Origin of the sequence: Limnofasciculus baicalensis BBK-W-15, assembly GCF_024178385.1 — a bacterium.
In the GTDB taxonomy this organism is placed as follows: Bacteria; Cyanobacteriota; Cyanobacteriia; order Cyanobacteriales; family Coleofasciculaceae; genus Limnofasciculus; species Limnofasciculus baicalensis.
On record NZ_JAMZMM010000173.1, the window covers coordinates 1 to 10,484 of the forward strand.

The 10,484-nt window shown below is 42.0% G+C and carries 8 protein-coding genes, 1 tRNA gene and 1 pseudogene; 6 read left to right on the forward strand and 4 right to left on the reverse strand.

The window, feature by feature from the left end:
* Positions 1–69 precede the first annotated feature (69 nt).
* The 5 genes and pseudogenes from NJ959_RS16930 to NJ959_RS30735 all read left to right on the forward strand — a co-directional run.
* A complete protein-coding gene (locus NJ959_RS16930) occupies positions 70–1,611 on the forward strand; it encodes a leucine-rich repeat domain-containing protein (protein WP_254012916.1) in 1,542 nt (513 codons plus the stop codon).
* Positions 1,612–1,658: 47 nt separating this feature from the next.
* Complete coding sequence (locus tag NJ959_RS16935) at positions 1,659–3,551, forward strand: type III secretion system chaperone family protein (protein WP_254012917.1); 1,893 nt, start codon at positions 1,659–1,661, stop codon at positions 3,549–3,551.
* 444 nt (positions 3,552–3,995) lie between these two features.
* Positions 3,996–4,068: transfer RNA gene (locus NJ959_RS16940), tRNA-Glu, on the forward strand.
* A gap of 285 nt (positions 4,069–4,353) precedes the next feature.
* Positions 4,354–4,677 carry a hypothetical protein gene (locus NJ959_RS16945; RefSeq protein WP_254012918.1) on the forward strand — a complete coding sequence of 108 codons (324 nt, stop codon included), beginning with the start codon at positions 4,354–4,356 and terminating at the stop codon, positions 4,675–4,677.
* A pseudogene (locus tag NJ959_RS30735) lies at positions 4,674–4,829 on the forward strand (DNA-binding protein); the annotation flags it as partial. The gene NJ959_RS16945 and the pseudogene NJ959_RS30735, both read left to right, overlap by 4 nt.
* Here the strand turns inward: NJ959_RS30735 and NJ959_RS16950 are convergent.
* The 4 genes from NJ959_RS16950 to cofG all read right to left on the reverse strand — a co-directional run bounded on the left by NJ959_RS16950 (position 4,830) and on the right by cofG (position 9,063).
* Positions 4,830–5,618 (reverse strand): hypothetical protein, encoded by a 789-nt coding sequence (locus NJ959_RS16950; protein WP_256529343.1) that lies wholly within the window; start codon positions 5,616–5,618, stop codon positions 4,830–4,832.
* A 3-nt stretch (positions 5,619–5,621) separates the two neighbouring features.
* Entirely contained in the window at positions 5,622–6,917 is a 1,296-nt protein-coding gene (locus tag NJ959_RS16955; protein WP_256529344.1) for a WD40 repeat domain-containing protein, read from the reverse strand.
* A 7-nt stretch (positions 6,918–6,924) separates the two neighbouring features.
* Complete coding sequence (locus tag NJ959_RS30450) at positions 6,925–7,986, reverse strand: trypsin-like peptidase domain-containing protein (RefSeq protein WP_254012920.1); 1,062 nt, start codon at positions 7,984–7,986, stop codon at positions 6,925–6,927.
* 135 nt (positions 7,987–8,121) lie between these two features.
* The gene (gene cofG / locus NJ959_RS16965; RefSeq protein ID WP_254012921.1) at positions 8,122–9,063 is read right to left on the reverse strand and encodes a 7,8-didemethyl-8-hydroxy-5-deazariboflavin synthase subunit CofG; all 942 of its coding nucleotides are present in this window, start codon (positions 9,061–9,063) and stop codon (positions 8,122–8,124) included.
* A gap of 127 nt (positions 9,064–9,190) precedes the next feature.
* Here cofG and psbA point away from each other — a divergent pair, with 127 nt between their 5' ends.
* Positions 9,191–10,273 (forward strand): photosystem II q(b) protein, encoded by a 1,083-nt coding sequence (gene psbA / locus NJ959_RS16970; RefSeq protein WP_254012922.1) that lies wholly within the window; start codon positions 9,191–9,193, stop codon positions 10,271–10,273.
* Positions 10,274–10,484 lie beyond the last annotated feature (211 nt).

Below are 10,484 nucleotides of genomic sequence, written 5' to 3' on the forward strand. Positions count from 1 at the left end.
ATTCCCATCAGCAATTTTCACAAATAAGGGAATATCCCCATCACTGGTACAGATTTACAACTTAGGTCATTGCAGGACTTAAATTTAGATGGAACGCCTTTAAAAGATTTGAAAACACTGGCTCAAATGAACTGGTTGGAGTCACTATCCTTAAAACAAGTACAACTAAAAGATATCAGCCTTCTTAGTTCATTAAATTCACTCAAAAATTTAGCAATTAGTAGAAAGCCATTTGCCGGATTGCTACCATTGGGAGAGTTAACCAGTCTTGAGTCACTATCGCTCGACAGAATGCAGATAACGGATTTATCTTCTCTTACCTCATGCAAGTCATTAAAGCAACTATCACTGAACTACACAGCATTAGAGACAGTTGATGATATTGCTAAAATCACCTCACTCCAGCATCTTTCTATAGATACAACAAAAGTGACTAACTTTCAGCCCCTAGCTTTACTCCCATCCTTAGAATATTTATCAATTAGTGATAATCAAATAGAAGACATTACGCCTTTATCTTCCATCACAGGCTTGAAAACGTTGATAGCAGAAAGAGTAAGTTTGGAAGATTGGTTGTCATTACAACAAATGCCAAATTTAGAGAAACTTAGTCTCCAAGACAGTTCAATTTCTGATATTTCGTTTATAGCTTCTTTTTCAAACCTCCAGATTTTAAATTTATCAGGAACAAAAGTGGTTAATGTGTCTCCTTTACAACAGCTAGTTCAACTTAGAGAACTTTATTTATTTAATACAGAAGTCAATGATATTAGGGGGCTGGGTGGCTTAAATCATTTAAAAAAATTAAATCTTGATTCATCGGCAGTTAGGGATTTTAGTCCGCTGTGCCATCTGCCTGCCATTGAGAGTTTATCCCTCTCTTCTTCCTGGATTATTGATCTTTTGTGGTTGCCTAACCTTACACATCTTAAAGAGCTATATCTAGACTATACAGAGGTGGCTAACATTTCCGCTTTAGAAAAATTACCAAATATACAAAAACTTAATTTAAAAAAGACAGATGTCCAAAACTTTAGCAAGCTAGCGGCTTTATCTAATCTCAGATATTTAAACTTGGGTTCTTGTGAAGTAGAGGATCTTTCATGGCTGATAAATTTACATGAAATTCAAGAGCTTGTTTTGAGTAAAACTGGTATACAGGATATTAATATATTGGCTGCTCTCGCGTATTTAAAGGTGCTTGACTTAAGTGAGAGTGAGATTGAATCTATTAATGTGTTAGCGGATAATGCCCATTTAGAGGTACTTGATATAAGTGAAACTAAGGTTAAATCAATTGAAGCATTAAATAATGCACGGCAGCTAAGGATATTGAATTTAAACTTAACCTCGGTTGAGGATTTATCCCCTTTAGGGAATTCTTTACAACTTGAAGAATTGAGGATATGGCGGACTCCAGTTCACGATATTTCAGCGATAACCCACTTGAAGCATCTAAAAAAATTGGATCTAAGAGATTCTTATATAGAAGATTTTTATCCTCTGTTAAATTTGCCAAGACTATGGCAACTATGGCTTAATTATAATCAAGTACAGCCAGATATGTATGAAACTATTAAGCGTCACCATAGAGTATTTTTGACAGAATGAATAACTCAATTGATAGAAAAAACGTTTCGTAAACATCGATCGCAAATATGACCAATTACACTAAAAATTATCACTCAAACAGCAACCTAACCCTACTAGATTCCACCCATTGCCCCCTACCCATCCACTCCCCAACTCTCACCATCATCCAACAAAACGACACCCCAATTGAATGTCGTCTCACCTTCCAAATAACCCCCCAACTCTACCAACAAATCGAAACTCAATCCCTATTCAACCTCAAACCCGAATTACGCGGTTCCCTCGCCAACGGGAACTTCCAACCCCAACCAAACATCGAAATTGAAGCCACTCTCCAACCCGATTTACTCCCCCACTTAACAGAAAATATCACCAACCCAGATGCAGCAATAACCTACCTCCAAAACATCAGCCAATCCGAACCCGAAAACCCCCTACTATCCACCGAAAATTGGTTTGCCTTGCAAGTCAAACAACCACAAGAATCAGGTGAAACCGGATACCGCACATTTTGGTATTACGTTAATCCATCCACACTGACAAAAGAAAATATTTCCAGCGAAGAAATTACCGAAGCCATGGTTAATTTCTTCTCAGATTGGACAGATACCAATTTATCAGATTTGAGCCAAAATACATTCACTCAAACTTTTGATTCTCTCACCCAAGCCTTCCAGGAATTAGCCGATACTACCCTAACTGCTACCACCGATACCCTGACAGAAATTCTTGAAGATATTAGCAACACATTTGAAGAATTAATAGATATTCCCGATGAAGATATCCCCGAAGATATCCCAGCTAACCGCACTATCTTCGAGGCAATGGTTAATTTCTTTACAGAAGACGATTGGGGTTATGCCAAAATTAAAGAACAACCAAGTTTACGTCTAGCCTTCGAGGGTAAAAATGGCAAATGGACTTGCTACGCCAAAGCCAGAGAAAAACAGCGCCAATTCCTATTTTACTCAATTTGTCCCATAACCGCACCAAAAAATAAACGTAAAACTCTAGCAGAATTCATCACCAGAGTTAATTCTGGTATGGTGATTGGTAACTTTGAATTAGACTTTGACTCTGGGGAAATTTGTTACAAAACTAGCCTTGAGATTCACAGTGATTTACTCAGTTTTGCTCTAATCAAATCCTTAGTTTATCCTAATGTGAGGATGATGGATAAATATTTACCCGGAATTCAGTCCATAATTTTCGATAAAATAACACCAGAATCAGCAATTCGACTGATTGAAGAGATTGAAGTATCGCCACCATCCTCTAATTCTGCTCCATCAAATAATTTATCCGATCAAATAACACCAGAATCAGCAATTCAACTAATTGAATCGAGTCAAGTATCGCCACCACCCTCTAATTCTGCTCCCTCAAATAATTTAACAGATGAACTACCAATAGTAATTCCTAAGTCGAAAAAAAAGACCAAATCTAAACCATCTCCGCCCACCGAATCTCAGACTCCATCCGAAAAACGAGTAACTGAATCAGATATATTATCTAGATTAACTCAATCCGACTTATTAAAGTTTGAAAAAATTAGCCAGCTTAAGGGTAAATTTGAAAAACCCATGCCTCAATCCATACTCGAAGGAATAAAAACTGAGTTAATAACTAGATTAGGTGAAGAAGGATCGGAAATATTTACCCTCAGCCATCAAATATTTGCCGCATCTAACTTTGATGCTAGACAAATTAGATTCATTCGGCGTTATTCAGAATTAGAGCATTTAATCCAAGTCCAAATTGAAGAAGTCATAAGCCAAAGTAGTGGAGATGAAGATTTCGAGCCAACTCTTGAAAAGTGGGAGAAAATGAAGCTCTCTACTAAAGATAGATTACAACAAATAGCCAAGTATGATATCTCTCCTCAACAAGAGATAGATATGTTGATGGAAATAACCAGAATTCGAGAGGAGTTGGCTGTGGCGAAAAAGAAATCCTAGTGTAATTAGTTAATAATTCCTATTTCACATATTGATGGTCATAATTTTGGGAAATTAATTATTATAATCAATTATCTCAAGAGCGAGTAAGAGAATTTATGCGTGGTTGCGAGAAGTACAATGCTTCTACAAATTGGGCTAAAACTATGTACGGATTGTAAAAGCTATATCGCTTCTTCCGTACTTAGTATGCGAAAATATTTGTTTAAGTACTCAAAAAGCCAATTATGCCTTAAACTGGCAAAAAAAGCTCTCTTTAACTGAAATAGTCCGCCCCAAGTCTTACCTCACAATGCTTTATGGCATCTTTTGCCATGAAATAGCGCACAGACCGGGGTAAACCTCCTTTCCCAAGCCAGACAATCCCAAATCTCAAAAATAAATTTCAAAATCTATTGACATCCAGAAAAACCTGCGCTACGCTTATTAAGGTGTGAAAAGCAAGCCCCCATCGTCTAGAGGCCTAGGACACCTCCCTTTCACGGAGGTAACAGGGATTCGAATTCCCTTGGGGGTATTGAAAATGGAAGCGGTCAAAACAATTAGCTCTAGATCGCTTATTCGGTTGCAGGTCGTAAATCTATTAGGACTTACGGACTAAGGTTACTAATATTGAAACCTCTCCCGGTTCCGCTGCGGTATTTCTGAAGAGCAGTCGATGTGTTTGTTGGCTATCTTCTGCTCGATGTGTGGATTGGCAATGGAGACCGCCACCATGAAAACTGGGGGGTTATCCGAATGAAAACAGCATCGACTTCAGAAGGAAAAAAATATCTAGCCGACTTACGACCATGCTTCAAGCTTGGGACGCGATCTATCTGACTCTCAAAGACAGAAACGTTCGGCGGAAGCTTATGCAAACAAATGTTTTTCGGCGTTTTATGGCAGTGTTGAAGATCGAAAGACTCTTAAAACTTTTGATGCGTTCTCGCTTGTAGCCCATCGCTATCCCGAAGCCGCTTGTCTGTGGTTGGCGCAGCTTGAAAATATTTCACCAGCCGATATTTTAAATATTTTTAATCGCATTAATCGCTCGCGCATTTCCCCTGAAGCTAGCGGTTTTGCTCGGGCGATTCTTGAAATCAACAAACATCGGTTATTTACTTTGAGGGAAACACTACTTTGAAAACACCAAAAACGCTATTCTTAGCTTGGAAAGACCCCATTAGTCCTAATTGGTTTACGATCGGTCGATTAACATTCGATCGAGGGATCTATCAATTTGTCTATACGCAAGGTGTAAAAGAAGCCGAAGAGAAATGTGCTTTTACACCGTTGCTAATGTGTATTTTGTTCGCTATGAGGGCAATTTTCCTCAACTTCTGCCACCAGGGGTTCCCAAAATTCTTGCAACCACGCCATCAGAACTTTTGGCGGCATATAATCGACGGTGTAGAAGATTAAAATTACGTCTTGAGTAAAAAGGCGATCGCAAATTTTTTGAATAATCTCTTTTGGTTCAACATCTTTTGGTAAACGAAACCAAGATGCTAGCTGTCGCCACAGGTGAGAGATACTTCTACCCGCACCGTTATGACTCACGTCTATTTTAATTGGCGATATCTTTTTCCACTCTGACTTCAACCGGAACAAGCGATTTACCAAAAGTTGCTGTCCGCAGTAAGGTTCACCATGAACCAAGAAAGCAGCAGTTCGGTGTCTGTCTATAACTTTTCTAACTAACCGCGCTTGCTGCTTAAAGTCTATTTGCAGTAGCAAGTCAAAAAGTAAATTAGGCGGTGTTTGATTGGGTAGAAATTCGCCTTGTGTCTGAACTTCTACAATAAGTTCATTAATGCGTACTTGCTTATCTACACCCACGTATTGACGAATTTCGATCAACAAAGCACAAAGCGCGGGTTTGCCAGAAACGATTTCACCGAAATCATGAAGTTTCTTGACCATATCGGTGATGAAAGTATCCACAGGCATATCCCAATCCAAGCTATTCAGCACAGATACATTGATTAGCGCTCTGTTCAAATGGCCTCGACGCTCTTTTTTATCTTCCATTAAGGGTCTGAGAAGAGGCAATAATTTTTGGATGATGTTGCTACTTATTGCCATCGCCTAACAATCATGTATCTGCCAAAGCTTGATAGTCGTATCTGCACTCCCACTGACTAAAGTTTGTCCATCTGGACTGAAAGCAACCGACCTGACCGGGCCGAGATGTTCGAGACTTTCTAGCAACTCCCCAGTCAGAACATTCCAAAGCTTAATTGTATTGTCTTCGCCTCCACTTGCCAGGATTTTTCCATCAGCACTGAAAGCTACAGAATAAACAGTACCCGAATGTTCCGTCAGAATTCGTAGCAGCTTCCCAGTTTCTAAGTCCCACAACTCGATTGGCTGCTGAGAACCCGCACTGGCAAAAGTCTTTCTGTCAGGACTCACCGCTACAGACCAAATCGAACCAACAGAAGAGTCAAACCAAGAAACTAACGAACCAATCCACTCTGAACGAGGAGGTCGTTTGAGGGTACGAACTTCTTCTCGAGTTCCCCAGTTCCAAATCTTGATTGCACCATCTAAACCACCACTGACGAGAAATCTGCCATCGGGACTAAAAGCCAGGGAATTCACGTCCCATCCATGTCCCTTCAACGTCTGTCGGAGTTGTCCGCTTCCCAAGTGCCAAAGTCGAATTTTTGCTTCTGCGTGACCGCTTGCTAGCGTTTGTCCATCGGGACTAAAAGCTAAACTGTTCACGCGCAAATTAATCAACCCGCCACCCAGCGTTTGTCTAAGTCTGGCAGGTTCTACATCCCACAGCTTGATACAGCCATCGCGAAGTTCCAAGTTACTGCTACTGGCAAGTATTTGTCCAACCGGGCTAAAGGCAACAGACAAAACCGCGCTGGAATGTCCTACTAGCGTGGCTAGTAAGTTACCTGTTTCTAAATTCCACAACTTAATGGTTTTGTCGAGACTACCACTGGCAAGAATTTTTCCATCTGGACTAATGGCAACTGAGCTAACTGTATCAGAGTGTTGGGCGAGCGTCCGAATGCACTGCCAAGTTAGGTTTTGATTATATTTATTTTCGGGTTGTTTTAACTCTTCTTGAATCTGTTGATGTAACTCATCAATGCGCGCTTTTACATCATCGCCCACATCTTCACGAATTACTTGTAACAATGCACAAAGTGCAGGTTGACCAGGAGTAGTTTCGCTAAAAGCTACCAGTTCTCTTAGCATATCTGTGATAAAGCGATCCACAGGTTGATTGAAGACCAAGCGATTTAATACAGGTGTACTTATGCCAAGAGATCGCATTAAATATCCTTTACGCTCGCTTTCGCTTTGCATAATAGGTCTAAACAGATGTAATAATTGTTCTATCGTGTTGGTACCGATCGCCATCTACTAACTACTTTGCTAAACGAGCATAAATTTCCGGTGCATTGTTTTTTAGGTCATTTAACAGCGCGATCGCACTCGTACCTGCATTGCGTAAATAACGCCGCTGCGTACTCGGTTCAGTCAAATCCCCACCACTGTGGTGAATTGCTACCACTTTAAATTCATCATCAAACACAGGCGATCCTGACGATCCGGGTAAAGTGCTAGTGGTATATTGCACTACGTTATTATCAGCATAAGCGACAAAGTTATTCTGCATTGATATTTTCTTCAGATGTCCGCCCGGATGCTGAATGATGGCTACACGGTCATTTTGCCGCATTTGCTTGCTTTTGAGGATGAGGGGATTGCCAAAGTTAGGGGCATCTTTCAAAGTGACTACCGTGTAGTCTAATTCACCATTGGTATAAAATGCACCTTCCGGTAATGCCTGAACCGTCTGAATCGGGCATTCTTTGCCGTTGATATCTAGCTGATAATTGAAGGTATATTCAGTCTGTTCGGCTTGCTCCCGATTTGCGATGACGTGATTGTTAGTCATTAATAAGTTGGGTGCGATCGCAAAACCCGTACCCATTCCCTTTGGAGTCCGCAGGTGAACCACCGCTTTTTCTGCCTCAAGTGCCAGGTTCAAAATGTAAATGTGGCGTAAAGTATCTTCCCCAATAATCTTTTCTTGCACATCTGCTAAACTGTCCGTTCCTCGCCAGCGATCGATTAGACGACTAGGACTTGTTGGAGTATCGAGGGGGTATTTCTGAAATAGGTTTAGGATGAAGTCTGAATCTTCATCGCCAGTAAAAGGCTGAATGTAGTTGAGGAAGACTGCCAAAGCTTCTTTACCATAAGCCACCCGTCCAAATTGCGACAACAAGCGTACCACTTCCACGGAAACACCCATCGGCGCACCATCCAAATCTAGCCGTGCTAGGATAACATCTGTTTGGGGTACGCCTTCTAACGCTCCTGCAACTAAGCGTCTGCGATCGCGCACGTTGGCAAAGTCGGATAATTTCTGCACAATTCGGGTCAGTCGATTGAAGTCAGGTTGGTCTAGCTGAACGGACACAGTTACTGTTCCTATGCAAGAGGGCTACTCTATATTTTGCCTTAGAACAAGATTGACAGGATACTGGTTAATACCAACTACGAGTGCATCTCGTCCCATAAAAACTCAGTCCGTATTATTCACGATTTTATTCTGTTATTGCCTAAGAGATTCTTGTAACCTGGAAGGCAACCAAGACTGATATTGAGGATAAACTGGCAAGCGAGGCACAAGCTTCCATCCAGCAGACTGTAAAATTTCCTTTAATTTTGGTAGATGAAGATGAGGATAATCAGGATTAACCTCATCTTTTGGCACAATTCCCCCCAAATCCCTAGCACCCGCCGCTAAACAAGCCAGTAACCATTGAGAGTCTGGGACTAAATTAGGAGGAATTTGCAGAGTAATATCGGATGGGAGCATCTGACGGGCTTTGGCAATTACATCCGGTAACTTATATAGATCGAAACCAGAAGCATCCCAACTCTCTTGACTCCCTGGACTATAAGGTTGAAGGATGACTTCTTGGATATGACCATAATGACAGTGAATTTGTGCGATCGCATCCAACGTCTCCCACCAATCTTCTGGTTTCTCCCCAATCCCCAAAAGTAACCCTGTTGTAAAGGGAATCCTTAATTCTCCTGCCCATGCTAGCTGTTGGAGTCGCACCTCTGGTACTTTACTAGGAGCATGACGGTGAACGGTTTGCCGTAAATTGGGGGTGAGCTGCTCCAGCATTAATCCCATTGATACATTTACTTGCCCGAGCGATCGCATTTCGGCAAAACTGAGGATTCCCACATTGGTATGGGGTAGAAATCCCAAAGATAAAGCCAGTTGACAGAGAGCGTAAATCCGCTCAAACCAAGCCTGACGCAGCGACGACTGAGGATGGACTTCACCGCTGAGGATGAGAATTTCACAGACACCCTGATGCCGAAGCTGTTTTAACCTTCCTTCTGCATCTTCTATAGTTAACCAAGGACTGTCGCCGGGATTAGCCCGAAAATTGCAGTAGGTACAGCGATTAAAGCACTCGTAGGTAGGGACGAGGGTATAAGCAGGGCTGTAGGTAATGGTACGGTAATCTGACATAGACAAAGGTAAAAAAAAAATATTTACAAAATGCTTTACAAAAATAAACAAAGGCGTTAATATAAATTCAGGCGGTCACGAAAGGGCAGCCAAACATCATAAATACATCATTGCTATCATCTGAACCATGACAACTACATTACAACGTCGCGAAAGCGGTAGCGTATGGGATCAGTTCTGTGAGTGGATTACATCCACCAACAACCGTATCTACGTGGGTTGGTTTGGAGTCATCATGATTCCAACTCTCTTAACTGCCACTACCTGCTTCATCATCGCTTTCATCGCTGCTCCTCCTGTGGACATTGATGGTATCCGCGAGCCTGTTGCTGGCTCCTTGCTCTACGGAAACAACATCATCTCTGGTGCAGTTGTTCCTTCTTCTAACGCTATCGGTTTACACTTCTACCCCATTTGGGAAGCAGCTTCACTCGATGAGTGGCTCTACAATGGCGGTCCTTACCAGTTAGTAGTATTCCACTTCCTGTTGGGAATATTCTGCTACATGGGTCGTCAGTGGGAACTTTCCTATCGCTTAGGAATGCGTCCTTGGATCTGCGTCGCTTACAGCGCCCCAGTATCCGCTGCCACCGCTGTCTTCCTCATCTATCCGATTGGACAAGGTAGCTTCTCTGACGGTATGCCTCTGGGTATCTCTGGTACATTCAACTTTATGTTGGTGTTCCAAGCAGAACACAACATTCTGATGCACCCCTTCCACATGTTAGGTGTGGCTGGTGTCTTCGGCGGTTCTCTGTTCTCTGCGATGCACGGTTCTTTGGTTACCTCCAGCTTAGTTCGTGAAACCACTGAAGTGGAATCACAAAACTATGGTTACAAGTTCGGTCAAGAAGAAGAAACCTACAATATCGTTGCAGCTCACGGCTACTTCGGTCGGTTAATCTTCCAATATGCTTCTTTCAACAACAGCCGCGCATTGCACTTCTTCTTGGGTGCATGGCCTGTGGTAGGTATCTGGTTCACCGCTCTCGGCGTTAGCACCATGGCTTTCAACCTGAATGGTTTCAACTTTAACCAATCAGTCTTGGATTCACAAGGTCGCTCCATCAATACCTGGGCTGATATTCTCAACCGCGCTAACTTAGGTTTTGAAGTGATGCACGAACGTAATGCTCACAACTTCCCCTTAGATTTAGCTGCTGTGGAATCTACCCCTGTTGCTCTAACTGCTCCAGTTATCAATGGTTAAGGTTTAGCTCGGTAAAATCTCAAAGATGATTCTGAGTTTCTCATAACTAAATAAATCAATCAAGCGCTCTCCTTTTTGGAGGGCGCTTTTTGTTTTGAGATGGGAATGGGGAATGGGAGCTTATCGCAAAAGTCAAAACTGGCGCTCTAGCCCCTAACCTCTCACCTCTCACCTCTCACCTCTCACCTCTCACCTCTCACCTCTCACCTCT

Bases quoted from the DNA above. Each gene is read 5' to 3' on its own strand.
- cofG (WP_254012921.1), bottom strand. From the start codon at position 9,063: ATGTCAGATTACCGTACCATTACCTACAGCCCTGCTTATACCCTCGTC.
- NJ959_RS16955 (WP_256529344.1), bottom strand. From the start codon at position 6,917: ATGGCGATCGGTACCAACACGATAGAACAATTATTACATCTGTTTAGA.
- NJ959_RS16935 (WP_254012917.1), top strand. From the start codon at position 1,659: ATGACCAATTACACTAAAAATTATCACTCAAACAGCAACCTAACCCTA.
- psbA (WP_254012922.1), top strand. From the start codon at position 9,191: ATGACAACTACATTACAACGTCGCGAAAGCGGTAGCGTATGGGATCAG.
- NJ959_RS16950 (WP_256529343.1), bottom strand. From the start codon at position 5,618: ATGGCAATAAGTAGCAACATCATCCAAAAATTATTGCCTCTTCTCAGA.